General features: G+C 72.4%; 19 protein-coding genes. 9 read left to right on the forward strand and 10 right to left on the reverse strand.

Annotation, left to right across the window (positions count from 1 at the left end):
* Nucleotides 1-160: 160 nt before the first annotated feature.
* Together CP973_RS34820 and CP973_RS34825 are read left to right on the forward strand one after the other, a co-directional pair.
* The gene (locus tag CP973_RS34820) at nucleotides 161-787 is read left to right on the forward strand and encodes a sigma factor-like helix-turn-helix DNA-binding protein (protein ID WP_150247952.1); all 627 of its coding nucleotides are present in this window, start codon (nucleotides 161-163) and stop codon (nucleotides 785-787) included.
* Nucleotides 784-1,035: a hypothetical protein gene (locus CP973_RS34825; protein WP_150247954.1), complete on the forward strand. Its 252-nt coding sequence runs from the start codon at nucleotides 784-786 to the stop codon at nucleotides 1,033-1,035. Before CP973_RS34820 ends, CP973_RS34825 begins: the two co-directional genes overlap by 4 nt.
* A 78-nt stretch (nucleotides 1,036-1,113) precedes the next feature.
* Here CP973_RS34825 and CP973_RS34830 read toward each other — a convergent pair whose 3' ends face one another.
* Entirely contained in the window at nucleotides 1,114-2,274 is a 1,161-nt protein-coding gene (locus CP973_RS34830) for a cystathionine gamma-synthase (RefSeq protein ID WP_150247956.1), read from the reverse strand.
* Between the two features lie 206 nt (nucleotides 2,275-2,480).
* Between CP973_RS34830 and CP973_RS34835 the strand changes: the two genes are divergently transcribed.
* Both CP973_RS34835 and msrA read left to right on the forward strand, forming a co-directional pair.
* Nucleotides 2,481-3,587 (forward strand): hypothetical protein, encoded by a 1,107-nt coding sequence (locus CP973_RS34835; protein WP_150247958.1) that lies wholly within the window; start codon nucleotides 2,481-2,483, stop codon nucleotides 3,585-3,587.
* Between the two features lie 222 nt (nucleotides 3,588-3,809).
* Entirely contained in the window at nucleotides 3,810-4,478 is a 669-nt protein-coding gene (gene msrA, locus CP973_RS34840) for a peptide-methionine (S)-S-oxide reductase MsrA (protein ID WP_150247960.1), read from the forward strand.
* A 226-nt stretch (nucleotides 4,479-4,704) separates the two neighbouring features.
* Here the strand turns inward: msrA and CP973_RS34845 are convergent, their stop codons facing one another.
* From CP973_RS34845 to CP973_RS34860, 4 genes are all read right to left on the reverse strand, one after another.
* Nucleotides 4,705-6,066: a serine hydrolase domain-containing protein gene (locus CP973_RS34845; protein ID WP_150247962.1), complete on the reverse strand. Its 1,362-nt coding sequence runs from the start codon at nucleotides 6,064-6,066 to the stop codon at nucleotides 4,705-4,707.
* Between the two features lie 261 nt (nucleotides 6,067-6,327).
* On the reverse strand, nucleotides 6,328-7,626 hold the full coding sequence (locus CP973_RS34850; RefSeq protein WP_244410192.1) for a DUF2786 domain-containing protein: 1,299 nt from the start codon (nucleotides 7,624-7,626) through the stop codon (nucleotides 6,328-6,330).
* Nucleotides 7,627-7,699: 73 nt separating this feature from the next.
* Nucleotides 7,700-8,944, reverse strand: a complete 1,245-nt coding sequence (locus CP973_RS34855; RefSeq protein ID WP_150247964.1) for a L,D-transpeptidase — start codon at nucleotides 8,942-8,944, stop codon at nucleotides 7,700-7,702.
* 294 nt (nucleotides 8,945-9,238) lie between these two features.
* On the reverse strand, nucleotides 9,239-9,619 hold the full coding sequence (locus tag CP973_RS34860; protein WP_150247966.1) for a hypothetical protein: 381 nt from the start codon (nucleotides 9,617-9,619) through the stop codon (nucleotides 9,239-9,241).
* 115 nt (nucleotides 9,620-9,734) lie between these two features.
* Between CP973_RS34860 and CP973_RS34865 the strand changes: the two genes are divergently transcribed.
* A complete protein-coding gene (locus tag CP973_RS34865) occupies nucleotides 9,735-10,058 on the forward strand; it encodes a hypothetical protein (protein WP_167538650.1) in 324 nt (107 codons plus the stop codon).
* 194 nt (nucleotides 10,059-10,252) lie between these two features.
* Here the strand turns inward: CP973_RS34865 and hutH are convergent, their stop codons facing one another.
* From hutH to CP973_RS34890, 5 genes are all read right to left on the reverse strand, one after another.
* The gene (gene hutH / locus CP973_RS34870; RefSeq protein ID WP_150247970.1) at nucleotides 10,253-11,797 is read right to left on the reverse strand and encodes a histidine ammonia-lyase; all 1,545 of its coding nucleotides are present in this window, start codon (nucleotides 11,795-11,797) and stop codon (nucleotides 10,253-10,255) included.
* A 117-nt stretch (nucleotides 11,798-11,914) separates the two neighbouring features.
* On the reverse strand, nucleotides 11,915-13,003 hold the full coding sequence (locus CP973_RS34875) for a GGDEF domain-containing protein (protein ID WP_150250714.1): 1,089 nt from the start codon (nucleotides 13,001-13,003) through the stop codon (nucleotides 11,915-11,917).
* Between the two features lie 198 nt (nucleotides 13,004-13,201).
* Nucleotides 13,202-13,996, reverse strand: a complete 795-nt coding sequence (locus CP973_RS34880; RefSeq protein WP_150247972.1) for an enoyl-CoA hydratase/isomerase family protein — start codon at nucleotides 13,994-13,996, stop codon at nucleotides 13,202-13,204.
* A gap of 175 nt (nucleotides 13,997-14,171) precedes the next feature.
* Complete coding sequence (locus CP973_RS34885) at nucleotides 14,172-15,434, reverse strand: adenylate/guanylate cyclase domain-containing protein (protein ID WP_150247973.1); 1,263 nt, start codon at nucleotides 15,432-15,434, stop codon at nucleotides 14,172-14,174.
* A 322-nt stretch (nucleotides 15,435-15,756) separates the two neighbouring features.
* Nucleotides 15,757-16,647: a biotin--[acetyl-CoA-carboxylase] ligase gene (locus CP973_RS34890; RefSeq protein ID WP_150247975.1), complete on the reverse strand. Its 891-nt coding sequence runs from the start codon at nucleotides 16,645-16,647 to the stop codon at nucleotides 15,757-15,759.
* Nucleotides 16,648-16,788: 141 nt separating this feature from the next.
* Here CP973_RS34890 and CP973_RS34895 point away from each other — a divergent pair, with 141 nt between their 5' ends.
* From CP973_RS34895 to CP973_RS34905, 4 genes are all read left to right on the forward strand, one after another.
* A complete protein-coding gene (locus CP973_RS34895) occupies nucleotides 16,789-18,378 on the forward strand; it encodes an acyl-CoA carboxylase subunit beta (protein WP_150247977.1) in 1,590 nt (529 codons plus the stop codon).
* Between the two features lie 67 nt (nucleotides 18,379-18,445).
* Nucleotides 18,446-18,664, forward strand: a complete 219-nt coding sequence (locus CP973_RS34900) for an acyl-CoA carboxylase subunit epsilon (protein ID WP_030628704.1) — start codon at nucleotides 18,446-18,448, stop codon at nucleotides 18,662-18,664.
* Between the two features lie 81 nt (nucleotides 18,665-18,745).
* Nucleotides 18,746-18,877: a morphogenic membrane protein MmpB gene (mmpB, locus tag CP973_RS41520; RefSeq protein WP_280119047.1), complete on the forward strand. Its 132-nt coding sequence runs from the start codon at nucleotides 18,746-18,748 to the stop codon at nucleotides 18,875-18,877.
* 185 nt (nucleotides 18,878-19,062) lie between these two features.
* The gene (locus CP973_RS34905) at nucleotides 19,063-20,532 is read left to right on the forward strand and encodes a peptidoglycan D,D-transpeptidase FtsI family protein (RefSeq protein WP_150247979.1); all 1,470 of its coding nucleotides are present in this window, start codon (nucleotides 19,063-19,065) and stop codon (nucleotides 20,530-20,532) included.
* Nucleotides 20,533-20,585 lie beyond the last annotated feature (53 nt).

The following is a 20,585-nucleotide window of genomic DNA, read 5'->3' on the forward strand; positions in this document are numbered from 1 at the left end:
CCGTCGGGCCCCCAGCAGCGCCGCCGAACTTCTGAGCCGGGGCGAAGGCGTGCCGGAACGGCGCACTCCCCGCCCGCCCCGCGGCGGGGCGCATCCGTAGGGCCCCGGTTTTTCCCGGCCGCCTCTTGACCCGGTGCCGGGCCTGCCGTGCCATGTAGCTGTGCGAGAGCGGCGGGCAGCGCAGGAACGCCGTCGTGCCCGGGAGTTCGAGGCGTTCGTCGCGGGCGCGGCCGGACGTCTGCTGCGCGCCGCCACCCTCCTGACCGCCGAGCCCGAAGGGCAGCCGGCGCCCGCCGCCGAGCGCTTGCTCACGCTGGCCCTGGCCCGTACGTACGCCGCCTGGGATCGGCTGCGCGGCGAGGACCCGTACGACCGCGCGCGCCGGGAGATGGCCGCCCACTACGCGCACTCCGCCTGGCGGTCCCGCCTCCCCCGCGCCCTACGGCCCGGCACGCCCCCGCCGCCCGGCGGCCTGCTGGAGCGCCTGTCCCCGCCGGAACGGCTGGTACTCGTACTGCGGCTCTACGAGGGCGTGGCCGAGGAGCAGACCGCGGCGCAGCTGGGGCTGCCCGCGGAACGCGTCCATACGCTGTGCCTGCGGGCGGTGGGGCGTATGCGGAGCAAGCCACCGACCGGTAGCGCCGGGCGGTCCGTACCCGTCGGGGGCGAGACACCCCATCCCACACGGGAGGTACCGGGCCACCCCATACAGGACGTACCGAACCGCCCGCACGTACCGGACACATCACCCCCGGCGCCCCGGCACACGGAAGCCGCCGCACCATGACCCTCCCCGACCGCAAGGAGGCCGAGGTACGGCGGATGCTGGACGGGCCGCATCCGCCGGTCCCGCCCGACCTGGCGCTGCGCGCCGCCGCCGACGGCCGCCGGTTGCTGTCCCACCGGCGACTGGCCCGGCTCGTGCTGTGGCTGCTGGCCCTGGCAGCGCTGGCCGCGCTGCTGGTCTGGGCGGCGGTCGACCAGCCGTGGCTGCCGCCGCCGACGCACACCACCCCTCCGGTGGAAGGGTGGTGACCCGGACTCCACCGGCCCGCCGTCGTCCGCACACGGCGACCGCTCCGCCCCGCACCCGGGGCGGCCCCGGAATACGCCTTATCCCAGCGCCTGGGTGAGGTCCGCCACCAGGTCGTCGATCGACTCGATGCCGACCGAGAGCCGTACCAGGTCGTTGGGGACCTCCAGCAGCGAGCCCGCCGTCGAGGCGTGCGTCATCTTGCCCGGGTGCTCGATCAGCGACTCCACGCCGCCGAGCGACTCACCGAGGGTGAACAGCCGGGCACGGTTGCACACCTCCACCGCGGCCTGCTCACCGCCCGCGACGCGGAAGGACACCATGCCGCCGAAGGAACGCATCTGCTTGGCGGCGACCTCGTGGCCGGGGTGCTCCTTCAGGCCCGGGTAGTAGACCCGGGTCACCTTGTCGTGCGCGGCGAGCAGGTCGGCGATGCGGGCGGCGTTGGCGCTGTGCCGGTCCATCCGTACGGCCAGCGTCTTCAGGCCGCGCATCACCAGCCACGAGTCGAAGGGGCCGGCGACCGCGCCCATGGCGTTCTGGTGGTAGGCCAGTTCGTCGCCCAGTTCGGCGTCGCTCACCACGAGCGCGCCGCCGACCACGTCCGAGTGGCCGCCCATGTACTTGGTCGTGGAGTAGACCACCACGTCCGCGCCGAGGGCCAGCGGCTGCTGGAGGTAGGGGCTCGCGAAGGTGTTGTCCACGACCAGGCGCACCCCGGCGTCGCGCGCGACGGCCGCGAGCGCGGGGATGTCCGTGATGCCGAGGAGCGGGTTGCTGGGTGTCTCCACCCAGATCGCCTTCGTACGGGGGCGCAGGGCGTCCCGTACGGCCTGCGGGTCGGAGGTGTCGGCGACCGACCACTCCACCCCCCACCGCTCGACGACCTTGGAGATCAGGCGGAACGTGCCGCCGTACGCGTCATTGGGGATGACGACGTGGTCGCCGGGCACCAGGAGAGTGCGCAGCAGGGTGTCCTCGGCCGCGAGCCCGGAGGCGAAGGCCAGGCCACGGCGGCCGCCGTCGAGGGCGGCGAGGTTCTCCTCCAGGGCGGTACGGGTCGGGTTGGCGCTGCGGCTGTACTCGTAGCCGCCGCGCAGCCCGCCCACGCCGTCCTGCTTGTAGGTGGACACCTGGTAGATGGGCGGTACCACCGCGCCGGTCGCCTCATCGGGCTCCTGACCTGCGTGAATGGCAAGGGTCTCGAAATTCTGGGGGCGCTGCTCGCGCTGATCGCTCATGTCTGCCGAGGGTAGTCGTCCACACCCGCGAACTTTTCGGAACTTTCTGGTTCGCTGGATAGTGGATACATACAAGACACATCCGCGCCGGGATACGCCGAGACAGACCGAGACACACCGAGACACACCCCCGCCGATCCGCACCACGGCGGTACGCCCCGGCGCCCCCTGCCCGCCTCCCACGACCGGAATCCGAGACTGACCACATGGACGCTCTGCTGGTTCTCTTCGCCGCTGCCGCCCTCGGCGGTCTCGTCCTGCTGCCCTGGCTGCGGCGCAGGCAGGCCGCGCAGCAGACCCAGCAGGGCATGACGGTGGCGGCCGACCCCATGGCGGGCTACGGCTTCGTGCCGGCCCAGCAGCTGGACGTACGGCTGCCCGGCCCCGACCCGGAGCTGGAGGAAGCCCTCGACGAGATCCGGCGCGCGCACGACTGGCGCCCGGCCGCGCAGCTGCTCAGCGCGACCGGCGAGGACTGGGAGCGGCGCTGGCAGCGCGTGCAGACGCTCGCCGGGGCCGCGGCCTTCGAGCTGGCGGAACGGCCGGGGCAGGGCGGCATCTGGCTGCGGACATGGCGCTCGGAAGCCCCCAAGGACCCGGGCGGCGCGCAGACCCACGCCCAGTTCCTGGTCCTCCAGGCACTGCGCGACCCCGGCTCGCAGGACTTCCGCATGATCCTGGAGGAGGCCCGTACGGTCTGCCACGAGGCCGCGCTGCTGGCCCCCGGCAGCCCCATCCCGTACATCACCGAGCTGGCCGTCGCCCGCGGCCTCGGCGAGCGCCGCGCCGACTACGACGCGCTGTGGTCGAAGGTCACCCAGCGCGCCCCGCACCACATGGGCGCCCACCTCGCCGCACTGCCCTACTGGTCGCAGAAGTGGCACGGCTCCAAGGAGGAGGCCGCCGCCTTCACCGAGGCCGCCGCCGCGGCCGCCCCCGCCAAGAGCCTGCTCCCGGCCCTCCCGCTCTTCGCGGTGTACGACCACCTGCCCGAGGCCAACATGGTGCGCGGCCTCTTCCAGAGCGCCGTCGTCGAACGCGCGATAGAGGGCGCGCACTTCGCCCTCCGCGAGGCCCCGGCCGACCACCCCATGGCCCCGCACGTCCGGCACCTGCTCATCTGGTTCCTCGTCCACGCCGAGCGCTATGACGAAGCGATGGAGCAGCTCAGCCTGGTGGACGGCCACGTCGGCGCGGTCCCGTGGTCGTACGGCAGCAGCCCCGCCGCCGAGTACGCCGCGTACCGGGCCCGGGCCATCGCGGGATGGGAACTCGGCGGCGGCACGGCGGCGGACTTCCGCTCACGGTCATAACGACCGGGACGCCGGCCCCCACACCGAAACACTCCCACGCCCACTTCAGAACGCTTACGCACCCACACCGGAACGCTTCCACACCCGCTTCGGAACGCTTACGCACCCAACCCGAACGCCACCACACCCGCACCGGAATGCTTCCGCGCCCGCCCGGCGTTGAACCCGTCGGCCGCCCTTCCCCGTACGGTTTCCGTCCTCCTGCCATTGGAGCCCGACGCCATGCTCTTCAACCGCTTCAAGACTGCCCTCCCCTCCCCCGACGAGGCACTGAAGGGCCGCCCCGAGCCTGCCTTCACCGTCCCCGACCGCCACACGGTCCTCGGCACCCCGCTGCTCGGCCCGTACCCCGAGCACCTGCGCGTCGCCGACTTCGGCCTGGGCTGCTTCTGGGGCGCCGAGCGCAAGTTCTGGCAGGCCGAGGGCGTCTGGACGACCCTGGTCGGCTACCAGGGAGGCCACACTCCGAACCCCACCTACGAAGAGGTGTGCAGCGGCCTCACCGGCCACACCGAAGCGGTCCGCGTCGTCTACGACCCCGCCAAGACCTCCTACAACGCCCTCCTGAAGCTCTTCTGGGAATCCCACGACCCCACCCAGGGCTTCCGCCAGGGCAACGACACCGGCACCCAGTACCGCTCCGCGATCTACACCCACTCCCCCGCCGACCAGCAGGCAGCCGAAGCCTCCCGCACGGCCTACCAGTCCGTCCTGCACTCCTCCGGCTACGCCGACATCACCACCGAAATCCTCCCCGCCCACCCCGACCGCCCCTTCTATCCGGCCGAGGACTATCACCAGCAGTATTTGGACAAGAACCCGGCGGGGTACTGCGGGATCGGGGGGACAGGGGTGAGCTGCCCCGTCGGCATCGCGCCGGTCGGCGACTGACGGCTCGGGCTCTCAGCACAGGAGACGGCGGCCCCCTTGGCGGACGCGCCGATCGTCGCCAGTCACGGGTGGCCGGCCCGGTGGGCGGCAGGTCGGTGGGCGGCAGGTCGGTGGTCTGCCCCGTCCCGACCTGCCGCCTCCGTGAGAGTCAGCCTTGATGGCACGTTTTCCAGCCGCCTCCGGCCCGGCAGCGGAGCCCGGATGTCTTGTGCCGCGCGCCCTTGGGTCAGGGGCGTGCCACTGCTGCCGGTGCCGCTGTTTCCATGCGGCTGAGGAGAGCGCCGGCGGTCCCGGCTCCCGCCGTGGTCTTGCCGCACAGTGCCTGGGTGATGTGCGTGTCCAGGGCGGCGTCGATCGGGTGGAAGCCGGACGGACCGGCGTCCAGACGCTGGTACTTCATCAGGTTGATGCCCAGCGACATCTGGCGTCGGCCGTCCTCGCTCGTCAGCGCGTAGGTGCCGGCGCCGAACGCTCCGCCGTCGTGGCCCCAGAACCGGCCGCACGTCGGCAGGTCCTGCGCGTACAGACCGAGTCCGTAGTACCTGCCGGGGATGCCCGGGACCGGGACGGTGGTCTGCATCTCCCGCAGCTCGGCGGGTGCCAGGAGTTCGCCGGTGAGCAGCGCGCGGTAGAACTGGTTCAGGTCGGCGGTGGTCGAGACCAGTGAGCCGAGAGCCCAGGCCCAGGACATGTCGTAGACGCTGTAGTCGCGCGGCGGGTCGATCCGGCCGTACAGGGCCTCGTACATCTTCGCGTGCGGACCCTTGATGTACGGGGTGCGCGGGAAGTAGGTGTGGCGCAGTCCGGCCGCGCGGATGACGTGCCGCGACAGGTACGTCTCCGCGTCCTGGCCGGTGACCTTGGTCAGGATCAGCCCGGCGAGCACGTAGTTGGTGTTGGAGTACGAGTGCACGGCGCCGGGTTCCCCGGTCCGCGGTTCCGCCAGGCCGTACCGGACGAGTTCCAGGGGGCTGAAGTGGCGGAACCGGTTGTCGTCGATGCTCTGCGGGTCCATGCGGCGCAGGGACGGGAAGGCGCCCGGGATGTAGTCGCCGATGCCGCTGGTGTGGTTGAGCAGCATCCGTACGGTGATCCGGCGGCCCAGGTCGCCGGGGACGACGCCGGGGAGGTAACGGGCGACCGGCGCGTCGAGTGCGATCCGGTCCCGCGCGACCTGCTGGAGGATGCCGACCGCGGTGAACGTCTTGGTGATGCTGCCGACCCGGTGTTCCATCTGGGAGCGGACCGGGCGCCCGGTGTCGACGTCGGCGAGGCCGGCGGCTCCCCGCCATTCGTCCTCGCCGTCGCGTACGGCCGCGTAGACGCCGTACATGCCGGCCGAGTGGACCGCGGCGAGGGACCGGTCGAGTTCCTTGCGGTCGAGTTCCTTGCGGTCGAGGCCCTTGCTGATCAGGTGGTGCGAAACAGAGGCGGGGCCGGAGGTGGAGGCGGGGGCGGTGTTCGCCGCCGCCGGGGTCGCCGCCGTGGCCGTCAGCGCGAGGGCGACCGCCACGGCGGCTCCCGCGGAGCGCCATCTGGCGCAGTGGCCGCCGGGGCGGCGGAGCAGAGTGGGTATCGGTAAGGGCATGAAGCCGGTCTCCCGTGGAGCGTCTGTGGCCCGGCGGGCGGGCCAGGCGGAATCGGACCGTACGTTCGCCGTCCGGGTAGCGGATACCAGACATCGGGCAGCGGGCAGCCGCGGCCGTTGTCCGGCCGCGGCATATGCGGATCATGATTCTCGCGGGCGCGGCGGGGCCCGCCATCCTCCGTGAGCAGGAGCAGGTTCCGGCCGATGCGATACGGCTCGGACACGTCGCCCGGCCCCGGCCGTCCCGAGCGGGGCGGGGGCCTACGCCTCCCCCCGCCTCCCCAGCCGCGCCCGGTCCGCAGCCGCCCTGCCCTGTTCCCAGCCGGCGGCGTCGCGTACGCCGCGCATGCGGACGGCGGCGGTGTCGGGAAAGAGTTCGCCGGCGGTTTCGGCCACCGCGACTTCGCGGGCGGCCAGGACCGGGAGGAGGTCGGGGGTGCTGGTGGCGGCTTCCGAGGTCGCCTCCTCGGTGGCCGCTGCCAGGCGGGTGCGGATGCGGTCGGCGTAGGCGACGAGGAAGGTCTGGCGGAAGTCGCGGGTGCGGCGGGAGCGGCCGTGGCTGTGGTGGGCGTCTCCCGCGCGATGCATGGCGGTGGTGGCCTGGAGGAGCAGTGAGGTGTAGAGCAGTTCGGCGGCCTCCAGATCGGCCTCGAAGCCGATGAGCGTGGAGAAGGCCACGTCGCCGGACCAGACGGCCTGGCAGCGGTTGGCGGCGGCGACCGCGTCGAGCAGCAGCGCCTTCGCCTGCTCGTACGGTCCCTCGATGCCGATGCGGATGGCGGCGGGGGCGGTGGCCCGGCCGGCGCCGGGGCCCGCGCCGGCCCCGGCGTGGTCGAGCAGCGCCTCGTCGATGCTGTGCCGCGCCATCAGCTCCTGGGCCTTGGCCGACAGGGCTTCCGCTTCCTCCGGGTAGTCCGTCGCCTCGGCCTTGGCGAGCAGGCCACGGATGCGGCCGAGGAGTCGCGGCTCGGTGGGGGCGCTGCCGGTGCCCCCGGTGTCCCCGGTGCGCCCCCGTGTGGGCCGGGCGGTCGGCAGAGGGGTGATGCGGGGCAGACGCGCCAGGACTCGCAGCGCTGCCAGTACGTCGTACGTCGTCTCGAAGCGCGAGCTACGGCGACGGCGCGCCAGTTCTTCCAGATAGCCGGGCTCCGGCCCCCACCAGACATGGGCCCCGAGGTTGCGTAGCTGGGCCGCCCAGCGGGGGCCGCGGGCGCGCTCGGCCGCCCGGCCCGCGCGCTGCGACTCGGCGGCCATCGCGTCCACGACGACTGCCGTACGCGGACCGCCGCCCGTCTCCCTCCGTACGATCCGTTCCAGGTCGGCGGGCTGCCAGCCGCCCTGCCAGCAGCGGTGTACGGCGTCCTCCGCCGCCGCCAGCAGCGCGGCGCCGACGGCCTGCGGGCCCGCGGGGGCGGCCGCCAGCATCGAGGCACCGGCCTCCAGGGCGTCTTCGGCGGGCGGCCCGTCGTCGGCGTACCGGACGCTGCCGAGCACCGTGCCGACCAGTTCACGGGCCGCGGCCCGGTCCTGCTGCCGCTGTCCGTCCTTGCGCTTGCTCACATGGTCACGATACGGAGGACGGGCCCCCGCCCAAGCACCGGCGGGGGCCCGCTCCCGGAGGGGCGAAGGCGTGCTACTTCACGGCGCTGCCCGCGACCCACTCGTTCCAGTCCATGTTCCAGCCGTTGAGGCCGTTGTCCGGCTTGATGGTCTTGTCGGGGGAGTTGACCATCTGGACGACGTCGCCGATCAGCGAGTTCTGGTAGAACCAGGCGCCGTCGGTGCCCGGGTCCCCGGCGCCCTTCACGTCCTCCAGGCCGATGCAGCCGTGGCTGGTGTTGGCGTTGCCGAAGATGCCCTTGCCCCAGTAGTTGCCGTGCAGGAACGTGCCGGAGCTGGACAGGCGCATGGCGTGCGGCACGTCGGGGATGTCGTACTCGCCCTTGCCGTCGTTGTTCGTGAAGCCGACCGTGGAGCCGTCCATCCGGGTCTGCTGGTACTTCTCCGAGACGACCATCTTGCCGTTGTACGTCGGGTGGTCCTTGCTGCCCGCGGAGATCGGGATCGTACGGATGGTCTTGCCGTCGCGCACGACCGTCATCTGGTGGGTCTTGGCGTCGACCGTGCTGACCTGGGAGCGGCCGATCTGGAAGTTCACCTTCTTGTTCTGGACGCCCTTGACGCCGGGCGCGGCCTCGACGCCGTCCAGCTTCATGTCCACGCTGACCTTGGAGTTCGGCTTCCAGTAGTCCTTGGGGCGGAAGTCCAGGCGCTGGTCGCCGAACCAGTGGCCGACGATCTCCTGGTTGCTGGTGGACGCCACCTTGATCGCGGCCTGGACGTCCTTCTTGTTCTTCACCGGCTTGTCGAAGTTGACCGACACGGGCATGCCGACGCCGACGGTGGAACCGTCCTCCGGCGTGTAGTTGCCTATGAAGCTGTTCTTCGGGGAGACCGTGGTGAAGGTCGAGTGCTCGACCGCCTTGCGGCCCTTGGAGTCGGCGGCGTGCGCGGTGATCGTGTACTTGGTCGAGCGCTCCAGCTGCTTCTTCGGCTTCCAGGAGGAGCCGTCGGCGGCGAGCGTGCCCTCGACGGGCTTCTTGTCCTCACCCGCGGTCATCCGGACGTCGGTCAGCTTGCCGCCGGTGACGCTGACCTTGGCATCGCTGTTGATGCCCGCGTCGGCCGCGCCGTTCTCCGGCGATATCTTGATCTTGGCTTCGGAGGCGTCCTTCGCCGCCGCCTCGTCGACCTTCTTGGTGTTGTCGTGGCCGCCATCGTCACCGCCGTCGCCACCACCGCACGCTCCGAGGGTCAGCACACCCCCGAGCAGCGCTGCAGTGGCTATCAGGCCCTTGCGACGCTTGCTGTCCTTCATCACACGACTCTCCATTGCCTTGCTGCCGAACCCGGAAACCCCCGAGCCGGGCGCCGCACCGCGGACTGCCGGGCGACACCTCAGGAACGTCTGTTCCGTTTCGTCCGTTCCATACGTAGGACAGCTGTGGCAAATGACACGCAACCCCCGGACGCGGCGGGGCGTCGTCCGGGGGTGCGCGATGGGGGCCTGGGGGCGTGATGGGGGTGTGTGAGGGGAGTGCGGGCGGCGTGCGGGATGCCGGCGGGCAGGCGCGCGTCGTCGGCGACGAGCCCTCCGGCGTGCGCGGCCCGCTCAGAAGCGGACCCGCACCCCGTCCGCGGTCTCCGCGCCCTCGGGCTCGTCGTCCTCCGGGTAGTCCTCGTCCTCCGCGTCGTCCCCGAGGACCCACTCCGCGTCCGCGTCGTAGTCGATCTCCTCGCTGCTCCACGACGCCTGGGTCAGCTCCACCCCGGGCACGTCCTCGACCAGGTCGATGGGGTCCACGAGGTACGCCAGGGCCTCCGCCGGATCGCTCCGCACCGTTTCGCGCGCATGACCGCGCTCCTCGGTGGGCAGGGACGGGTCGGCGTCGATGTGGTCGAGTGCGGCGCCGGTCAGCCGGTCCGAGTCCGCGACCTCCATGACCAGTTCGACATGGAGCCGGACAAACCGTGATGTCTCGTCATTGCTCATGTCTGGGAGCGTAAGCACCAGCCGGTCCTGACTTCCCCACGACCCGCGGCTGTCACTAACATCTGTTGTCAACGGTCAATTTACCGAGCCCACAAGGGGGATCGTTTCCGTGCCCGTGACCGCACGTCGACCACTGCTGACCGCCGCAGCCGCGGGATCGGTACTGCTCGCCCTGTGGTTCGTCCCGTCCGCGAACGCCACCGTCGAACACGGCGAACGGACGACGCACGCCCCCCGCTCGGCCCAACAGGACCCGGCCACCCAGCCGCAGTCCGCCGGCCAGACGCCGCAGAGCGCGCAGCGGGAGCCGGACGCGCTGCTCGCGGACACCGGCGCCTTCGACACCACGCCGTACGTCATCGGCGGCGCGGCCTTCCTCGGCATCGGCGCCGGCCTGGTCGGCTTCTCCGTGCGCCGTACGCGCGGCAGCGGGATCTGAGCGGGCTCCCAGCCGGGGCCAGGGGCGTCCGTACGGATCCCGCCTGCGAAGAGTGCCGACAGAAACCTGACGGGGACCTGGCAAAGAAGTGCCGAACCGCGCGCGGACCGGGCCGGGCGGACCGGACCGCGCGCCGGTCCGGCGCAGCGGGCCGCCCCGCCCCGCCGGACCCGCCGTCCGTCCGCTCCGGCCCGTCAGGCCAGTTCGCCGGTGACCTGCTCCACCGTCTCCACCAGCCGGCCGCTGCGCACGAAGTCGTACGCCGCCTCCAGGTCCGGTGCGAGGAAACGGTCCTCCCCCGGTCCCTGGACCCCCGCGGCGCGTACGGCGTCCAGCACCGCGCGGGTGGCGGGCGCCGGGGTCAGGCCGTCGCGCATCTCCACCGCCCGGGTCGCCGCGTACAGCTCGACGGCGAGCACCCGGGTCAGGTTGTCCACGGCCGTACGCAGCTTGCGCGCCGCCGACCAGCCCATGGAGACGTGGTCCTCCTGCATGGCGGAGGACGGGATGGAGTCCACCGAAGCGGGCGCCGCCAGCCGCTTCAGCTCGCTGACCAGCGCGGCCTGGGTGTACTGGGCGATCATCAGGCCGGAGTCGACGCCCGGGTCGGCGGCCAGGAACGCGGGCAGGCCGTGCGAGCGGTTCTTGTCCAGCAGCCGGTCCGTACGGCGTTCGGCGATCGAGCCGAGGTCGGCGGCGGCGACGGCGAGGAAGTCCAGGACGTAGGCGACCGGCGCGCCGTGGAAGTTGCCGTTCGACTCGACCCGGCCGTCCTCCAGGACCACCGGGTTGTCCACGGCGGCGGCCAGTTCGCGGCTCGCGACCAGGCGGGCGTGGTCGAGGGTGTCCCGGCCGGCGCCCGCGACCTGCGGGGCGCAGCGGACGGAGTAGGCGTCCTGGACGCGCGGCGCGTCGTCCTGGTGGTGGCCGGTGAGTCCCGAACCGGCCAGTACCTTGAGCATGTTGGCGGCCGAGGCGGCCTGCCCGGGGTGCGGGCGGATGGCGTGCAGTTCGGGCGCGAGCACCTTGTCCGTACCGAGCAGCGCCTCCAGGGAGAGCGCGGCGGTGATGTCGGCGGTGGTGAACAGGCGGGCCAAGTCGGCACAGGCCATGATCAGCATGCCGAGCATGCCGTCGGTGCCGTTCAGGAGGGCCAGGCCCTCCTTCTCGCGCAGCTCGACCGGCGCGATGCCGTGCTCGGCGAGCAGCTCGCCGGCCGGCCGTACGACGCCGTCCGGGCCCTCCGCCTCGCCCTCGCCCATGAGCGTCAGCGCGCAGTGCGACAGCGGCGCGAGGTCGCCGGAGCAGCCGAGCGAGCCGTACTCGTGGACGACCGGGGTGATCCCGGCGTTGAGGATCTCGGCCATGGTGGCGACGACCAGCGGCCGCACGCCGGTGTGCCCGGAGGCCAGGGTCTTCAGGCGCAGGAACATCAGCGCGCGCACCACCTCGCGCTCCACCCGCGGCCCCATGCCGGCGGCGTGCGAGCGCACGATGTTGCGCTGGAGCTGGGCCCGCAGGTCCGGGCTGATGTGGCGGACGGCGAGGGCGCCGAAGCCCGTGGAGACGCCGTAGACCGGGTCCGGCTTGGCGGCGAGGTCGTCGATGACCGCGCGGGCGGCGGCGACGGCGGCCGTGGCCTCCTCGGACAGCTCGATACGGGCGGCGCCGCGGGCGACGGCGATGACGTCCTGTGCGGTCGTGCCGGACGTCCCCAGCACCACAGTGTGCATATCCATATTCAGGCACCCTAGAAGCTGAATCCCTGGATGTCACCACTGGGTTCGCAGCGGCCCCGGCAATGCCCGCCGCCCGACCCCGTCACCGGCCGGAGCTCCGGCCACCGTACGGGCGTCTCACCTCCGGAACCGGCGCCGTTCCGTCGTCGAGGCGCGCTCCGGGGCGTCGGCCAGGCGTACCACCGGGTCGTCCGTACCGCCGTCCCGGCCCGCCACGACCGGGCGGCGCGAGCCGGCGCCCTTGGCCCGGTACTGGGCGGCGTCGGCCAGCCGGAACAGGCGCCGGGCGGAGCGCACCGGGCCGATCGGGTCGCCGGTCGAGGCGACGCCGACCGCGACGCCCTCGCCCAGCTCCAGCTCCGCGGCGCGGTCGCACAGCTCGGCGGCCACCTTGGCCACCTCGTCGGCCGACGGGCCCACCGTGAGCAGGCAGAACTCGTCGCCGCCGAGCCGGGCGGCGAGGGCGTCCGGGAGTATGGCGCCGCACAGGGAGAGCACCGAGCCGAAACGTTCCAGCAGCCGGTCGCCGACGGCGTGCCCGCAGGAGTCGTTGACCCGCTTCAGCCCGTTCAGATCGCACACCACCAGGCTCACCACCGCGCCGTCCCGGCGGTGCCGCTCCAGCGCCTCGTCGAGCCGCTTGTCGACCGCGCGGCGGTTGGCCAGGCCGGTCAGGGCGTCCGTGAACGCCAGCCGGCGCGCCTCCGCCAGCCGCTCCGCCTGCGCGATCCCGGCGGCGGTCACCGCGGCCAGTACGGTGGCGAAGTCCGCGTCCGCCGGTGTGAAGACCGGCTCCCCGACCGGGCGGGCCACGTACAGCTCGCCCCACGCGCGCCCGTGCAGCACGATCGGCGCGACCACGCAGCAGCCCCGGCCGCGACGGCGCAGCGCGGCCACCCGCTGGTGGTTGTACGGCCCCTCCCGGACCGGGCCGTCGGCGGTCTCGACCCACGCGCCGGGCCGGCCGCCCGCGGCCCACTGCTCGTGCAGGAATCCGACGATCTCCGGGAACTCGTGCACCGGATACGCCTCGTCCCGGGGGAACTCCTCCTCGCCCTCGGCCAGTTCACCGGCGTTGACCAGCACTTTCAGCCGGCCCAGCTCACGTTCCCAGGCGGAGATCGCCGCGAAGGAGCCCCCCAGGGCCGCCCGCACCCCCTCCGCGGCGGCGAGCACCGACTCGCGCGGCGTGTGGCTGTCCGCCATGGCCTGCGCCAGCGCCGCCACGGCCGGGAGCCTGTCGTCACCGTCGTCCGTCACCGGACCTCACATTCCGTCACCGTGCGCGCTTCGTATCACTACAGCGTAGGAACGTTCGGGACCGTTCGCCTTCTCCGGGCGGACACGGTGGGTCACGACGCCGTCGGACGGGCCGGGCTCACCCGGCACGCGCGGCGGCGGCGCTCACTCCCCGGGCCACTCCGGCCGCCGCTTCTCGTTGAAGGCGGCCACGCCTTCCGCCCGGTCGCCGGAGAACGCCACACTGCGCCAGGCGCCGTCCTCCAGGTCCAGGCCGGTCCTCAGATCGAGGCCGTGGCCCAGGCGCAGGGCGCGTTTGGCGGCGCGGAGGCCGACCGGGGAGTTGCGTGCGATGCGTCCGGCCAGGGCCAGGGCCTCTTCGGTGTCCCGGCCCTCGTCGACCAGCTGGTCCACCAGGCCCAGCTCATGAGCCTCGGCCGCCTCCACCCGCCGCCCCGTGAAGATCAGCTCCGCCGCGCGGGCCGCGCCGACGCGCCGCGGCAGCAGCTGCGTACCGCCGCCGCCCGGGATCACGCCCACCGACACCTCCGGCAGGCCGACCACGGCCGTACGGTCCGCCACGATCAGGTCGCAGGCGAGCGCCAGCTCGTAGCCGCCGCCGAGCGCGAAGCCGTGGACGGCGGCGACGGTGGGCATCGGCAGTTCCAGGACGCCGGTGTAGGCGGCCCGGGCGCGCGGGCGCTGCCGCATCAGGTCGGCGTCGCTGAAGGAATTGCGCTCCTTCAGGTCGGCGCCCACGCAGAACGCCCGCTCGTGGGTGGAGGTCAGCACGGTGGCGCGGACCTCGCGGTCGGCCGCGAGGGCGTCGCAGGCGGCCGTGATGGCGTCCGCCATGGCCGTGGACACCGCGTTCATCGCCTTGGGCCGGTCCAGCCGCAGTTCGGCCACGTGCCCGTGCCGGTGTACGCCGACGAAGTCCCCGAAGCGTTGCGTGTCCATGCGGAACCCTCCCTGGTTAACGATCGTTCCGTCACTCTAACCAGGGGGCGCAAGAGGCAGCCGGGCGCGGAGCGGCCACGGCGCACGGTTCAGCCGGGCGCGGAGCGGCACGGCCCACGGCCCGGCCGCGCCGGACGCCGGTCGCGGGCGCCGGATGTCCACCGGCGCCGGGCGATCACGTACGCCGGCCCAGCAGCCACGGCTCCACGACGCCCAGGCCGCGCACCGGCCGCTGCCACATCGGCCGGAGCGCGAAGCGGTACTCCGGCAGCGGCCCCGCGCCGCCCTCCGCGGCCTCGGCGGCGGCCTTCGCGTCGGCCTCGGAGACCGGCGCCTCGCCCGTACGCCCCAGCTCCTCCGCGAACGCCTCGTCGACCAGCACCGTGTCCCTGGGCGCTATCGACGTGAGACGGCTGGCCAGGTTCACGGTCGTGCCGAAGACGTCGCCCATCCGCGTCGTGACCGTGCCGAACGCGATGCCGACGCGCAGCTCCGGCATCGTCTCGTCGTTGGCCATGGTCTCGATGAGGCGCAGGCCGATCTCGGCCGCGGTGCCCGCGTCGTCGGCCGCGAACAGGACCTCGTCGCCGAGCGTCTTGATGAGCCGGCCGCCGTGCGCGGCGACCAGGTCGGCGGCGGTGGTCTCGAACGCCTCGACCAGTTCGCCCAGTTCCTCCTCCTCCAGGCGGCGGGTCAGCCGGGTGAAGCCGACGAGGTCGGCGAAGCCCACCGCGAGCCGCCGGTCGACCATCTCCGCGTCGTCCTGGGCCTGGACGACGCGGCCGGTCGCGGCGGCGAGCTGGCGGCGCCAGACGTAGACCAGGAACTCCTCCAGCTCGGGCAGGAGCAGTTCGACGAGCGGGTAGGTGATCTCCGTACGGGTCATGCCGGAGTCCGCCGGCTCGGTCAGGCCCTCCAGGAAGGAGTCGATCTGCCAGTCGGCGAGCCGGGCCGTGGTCTGCCCGGTGGAGCGGGCCACCTGGACCGCCATCGCCTCGCTGAGCAGACCGGCCTCCACCAGGCCCGCCAGCCGCCGCAGCGCCAGTACGTCGGCCTCGGTCAGCGCTTTGACCTGGCCGATGTCGGCGAAGCCCATGGCGCGCCAGAAGCGGGAGGCCAGCTCCATGGAGACACCGGCGCTGCGGGCGGCCTGGAAGGGGGTGTAGCGGCGTTCGGCGCCGAGGATGAGCTGTTCCAGGCGGATGGCGATGGTGTCGTCGTCACCGGCGTCGCCCGCGCCGTCGGCCCGTGCCACGCCGTTCACCGCGCCGTCCGCGGCCCCGGCGCCCGCCGTACGGCCGCCGGTACGCGTGGCGGCGGCGTCGGCGGACGCGCCGCCGTCCGTCCGCGCCGGGTCCCCCTCACTGCGAGCAGCCCCCGTCTCACGAGGGGCGATGTCCGCTTCGCGCGGGCCGGCGCCCGAGTCGTCGGCGGTCACCGCCCGCTCCCTGTCCGTTCCCTGCGCACTGCCCTTCCGATCACTGCTCGCTCGTCGTCCGCTGCACGGCGGACCGCCTCAACGATACGGCAGGTGTGCTCTGGCTCACTCTCCCACCTCGTTGCTTTCGCCCCCAACGGCACATAAGTGCGATTGCTCCCGAGGTTTCTTGACCAGGATCTGATCGTTCTTGACCGCTATATGGACGCAACCGGATACGCGGGCCCGATCAGGGCTCCCGTCGGCCCGTGCGGCCCCTTCCCGGCCCGCCATCCCCCTTCGTTCCCATCGACCTCATCGGCCCCACCGACCCCCCGGCCCGTCACTCCTGCCCCGCCGGCCGCAGGTGGACGATGTCGCCCGCGTCGACCGGCTGCTGCATCCCCTCCTCCGTCGCCAGCACCAGCCGCCCGTCCCCGTCGATGGCCACCGCCTCGCCGCGCAGCTCCCGGTCGCCGGGCAGCTGGGCCCGTACGGTCCGGCCGAGCGTGGCACACCCGGCGGCGTACGCGTCCTGGAGGCGGCAGGCCGCCGCGTCGCCGTCGGCCGCGGTCCACTGCCCGTACCAGTCCTCGACCGACCGCAGCACCGCCCGCAGCACCGGGTCACGGTCGGTGACCTTGGCACCGGCCAGGGCCAGCGAACCGGCGCCGGGCACGGGCAGCTCATCCGCGCGCAGCGTGACGTTGAGGCCGATGCCGATCACGACGCCGTCCCCGGCGCGCTCCGCGAGGATGCCGCCGGCCTTGCGCTCCTCGTCACCGACCGTGACCAGCAGGTCGTTGGGCCACTTCAGGGCGGTGTCCACCCCGGCGGTGCGGGCCACCGCGCTGGCGGTCGCCACCCCGGCGAGCAGCGGCAGCCAGCCCCAGCGCTCCACGGGCACCTTCGGCGTCAGGTAGAAGGAGAAGAAGAGGCCGGAGCGCGGCGGCGCGGACCACCGGCGGTCCAGCCGCCCGCGCGCGGCGGACTGCTCCTCGGCGACGAGGACGGTTCCCTCGGGCAGTCCGGCCGCGGCCCGCGCGGTGAGGTCGGTGTTGGTCGAGCCGGTGGCGGGCACCACATCGAGGTCGGTCCACAGCGCGCCGGGCCGCAGCAGCGCGCGGCGCAGCGCCATGGGGTTCAGCGGCGGGCGCTCCAGGTCGGACCAGCGCCCCCCGGCGCCGGGCCCCGAATGGTCTTTGTCCTGGTTTTCCGGTGGTTGAGGCGTCATGGCCCCAGCCTAGGTGTGGTCAACGACGCAGTGCCGCTGAGCAGTCCCGCCGATACGCTACGAATCGGTAGCCATCCCCGTTCAACCCCCGTACCACCTTCGTACGAGCACCAGTCCAGGACGAGCAGGAGCCGCATCCCGATGTCCGAGCCGGAAGCACACATCACCACGACCGCGGGCAAGCTGGCCGATCTTCAGCGCAGGATCGAGGAGGCCACCCACGCCGGGTCCGCGCGGGCCGTGGAAAAGCAGCACGCCAAGGGCAAGCTGACGGCGCGTGAGCGCGTGGAGCTGCTGCTCGACGAGGGCTCGTTCGTCGAGCTGGACGAGTTCGCGCGGCACCGCTCGACCAACTTCGGCCTGGAGAAGAACCGGCCGTACGGCGATGGTGTGGTGACCGGCTACGGCACCGTCGACGGCCGTACGGTCTGCGTCTACTCGCAGGACTTCACCATCTTCGGCGGTTCGCTGGGCGAGGTCTACGGCGAGAAGATCGTCAAGGTGATGGACTTCGCCCTGAAGAACGGCTGCCCCGTCATCGGCATCAACGACGGCGGCGGCGCCCGTATCCAGGAGGGCGTGGCGGCGCTCGGCCTGTTCGCGGAGATCTTCCGCCGCAATGTGCACGCCTCCGGCGTGGTGCCGCAGATCTCGCTGATCGTCGGCCCGTGCGCGGGCGGCGCGGTGTACTCCCCCGCCATCACCGACTTCACGGTCATGGTCGACCAGACCTCGCACATGTTCATCACCGGGCCCGACGTCATCAAGACCGTCACCGGCGAGGACGTGGGCTTCGAGGAGCTGGGCGGCGCCCGGACGCACAACACCACCTCGGGCGTCGCGCACCACATGGCGGGCGACGAGAAGGACGCCATCGAGTACGTCAAGGCGCTGCTGTCCTACCTGCCGTCCAACAACCTCTCCGAGCCGCCCGCCTTCCCCGAGGAGGCGGACCTGGAGACCTCGGACTACGACCGCGAGCTGGACACGCTGATCCCGGACTCGGCGAACCAGCCGTACGACATGCACACCGCCATCGAGCACGTCCTCGACGACGGCGAGTTCCTGGAGACGCAGGCGCTCTTCGCGCCCAACATGGTCACCGGCTTCGGGCGGGTGGAGGGCCACGCGGTCGGCATCGTCGCCAACCAGCCGATGCAGTTCGCGGGCACGCTGGACATCAACGCGAGCGAGAAGGCGGCGCGGTTCGTGCGCACCTGCGACGCGTTCAACGTCCCCGTGCTGACGTTCGTGGACGTACCGGGCTTCCTGCCGGGTACGGACCAGGAATGGGACGGCATCATCCGGCGCGGCGCCAAGCTGATCTACGCGTACGCGGAGGCGACGGTTCCGCTGATCACGGTGATCACCCGCAAGGCGTTCGGCGGCGCGTACGACGTCATGGGCTCCAAGCACCTGGGCGCCGACCTGAACCTGGCCTGGCCGACCGCGCAGATCGCGGTGATGGGCGCGCAGGGCGCGGTCAACATCCTGCACCGCCGCACGCTCGCCGCGATCGAGGACCCGGCCGCGCAGGACGCCCGCCGCCAGGAGCTGATCCAGGAGTACGAGGACGCGCTGCTCAACCCGTACGTGGCGGCCGAGCGCGGCTACGTGGACGCGGTGATCATGCCGTCGGAGACCCGCCGGCACATCGTGCGCGGGCTGCGCACGCTGCGCAACAAGCGCGAGTCGCTGCCCCCGAAGAAGCACGGCAACATCCCGCTGTAGGGCAGCCCGTGCCCGTCACCGGCACTGTCCGCCGTTCGCCGCAACCCCTCCAGGAGGTCGGTTGACCATGATCAAGGTCGTCCGGGGCAACCCCACACCCGAGGAGCTGGCCGCCGCACTGGCGGTGGTCCGCACCCGCGCGGCGGCCGCCGCCGCTGCCGCCGCGTCCGCCGCGCCAGGCCCGGAGCGTACGGACGAATGGGCCGACCCGGCGTCCACGATCCCGCGCCGCCGGCTGCCGCACCCGGGGCCGCGGGCGTGGCGCACGAGCTACTGGCCGCGCTGAGGCCGCCGTAGTCCCCATACCCGACGGCGCTTGAGTACGCGTACTCAGGCGTCGTCGGCGTTCCCGGCGCAGGATCGAAGGATGCTGTGGTCCGATCCGCCCGACGAGCCTCCCGAGGAGCTGCGCCAGGTACAGGCGATGCTCCACCGGGTGGGCATCGTGCTGGCCGTGGCCGCGGTGGTGCTGATGGTCATGCTGGTCGGCGGGGCCTGAGCGCCCGGCGCTCCCGTGGGCCCCGGCCGCCGCCCGGAAACGGACGAAGAGGACCGGCTCACACACCCCGACTGCAACCGCCACCCCCACTTGGGACATCCTTTACCTCTGAAGGCCGCAATTCGGGCGCCTGTACGGCGCGGCCCGCGCGGCACCGGGCCGTACGGCAAGGGGAGTGGAGAGCGATGAACAGGCCGCTGAGACACATAGCCGTCTTCTGCGGGGTGCTGGTGCTGGCGCTGCTGGTGCACGCCACCTGGGTGCAGTTCGTCCAGGCGGACTCGCTGGCGAACGACGAGAACAACCGCCGGGTGAAGATCGAGGCGTTCTCCTATCCGCGCGGCAACATCATCGTCGGCGGCAAGCCCATCACCGGGTCCGTCGAGACGGCCGGCGACTTCAAGTACAAGCGGGTCTACAAGGACGGCCCGATGTACGCGCCGATCACCGGCTATGCCTCGCAGTCCCAGGGCACCACGTTCCTGGAGGGCGTCTACAAGGACATCCTCAGCGGCAAGGACGACCGGCTCTTCCTCAAGCGCGCCAAGGACGTGCTGACGGGTGAGAAGCCGCGCGGCGGCGACGTGCTGACGACGATCAACGAGAAGGCGCAGCGGGCCGCGTACAAGAGCCTGACCGACCTCGACGCCAAGGGCGCGGTGGTCGCGCTGGAGCCGGGCACCGGCAAGATCCTGGCGATGGCGAGCACGCCGTCCTACGACCCGTCGGTCTTCGCGGGCAGTTCCTTCAAGGAGGGCGACAAGTACACGTCCCTCATCAAGGACAAGTCCAAGCCGATGAACAACCGGGCGTCCCTGGAGATCTACCCGCCCGGCTCCACGTTCAAGATCCTCACCGCCGCCGCGGCCCTGGAGCACGGCGTCGTCCCGGACATCGACACCCCGGTGCAGGCCCCGGTGCCGTACACGCTGCCGCAGACGGCCACCAAGGTCGGCAACGACATCGCCACCGCGCCGTGCGAGAACGCATCCCTCAAGGTCGGCATGCAGTGGTCCTGCAACAACACCTACCTGGAGGCGGCGAACCGGCTCGGCAAGGACAAGATGCGCGAGACGGCGGAGAAGTTCGGCTTCAACCAGAAGCTCTTCACCCCGGTCCGCACGGCCACCAGCGGCTATCCCGAGAAGCTGGACAAGCCGCAGACCGCGCTGACCGGCATGGGCCAGGGCAGCCTGACCGCCACCCCGCTCCAGATGGCCATGGTCGTCGCCGGGCTCGCCAACAACGGCAAGGTCATGCAGCCGTACCTGGTCGAGGAGACGCGCGGCCCGGACCTGTCGACGATCGAGAAGTTCGAGCCCAAGGAGCTGAACCAGGCCGTCTCCGAGAGCACCGCGAAGAAGGTGCAGGAGATGATGGAGAACACCGCGGAGAACGGCACGGCGAAGAAGGCGCTGATCGACGGCGTCAAGGTCGGTGCCAAGACCGGTACCGCCCAGCACGGCGCGAACGTCCGCGACGAGCGCCCGTACGCCTGGTTCGTCTCGTACGCCAAGCAGGGCAACGGCTCGCCGGTCGCGGTCGCGGTCTTCGTCGACCCCTCGGACATGGACATCCCGCGCTCGGAGATCGCCGGCGGCAAGCTGGGCGGCCCGATCGCGAAGAAGGTCATGGAGGCCGTGCTCGGCAAGTGAGCGAGCCGCCGGACCGGCAGGGAGGGGGCGGGCGCCGTACGGCGTCCGCCCCG

It is taken from the genome of Streptomyces albofaciens JCM 4342, assembly GCF_008634025.1.
Classification (GTDB): Bacteria; Actinomycetota; Actinomycetes; order Streptomycetales; family Streptomycetaceae; genus Streptomyces; species Streptomyces albofaciens.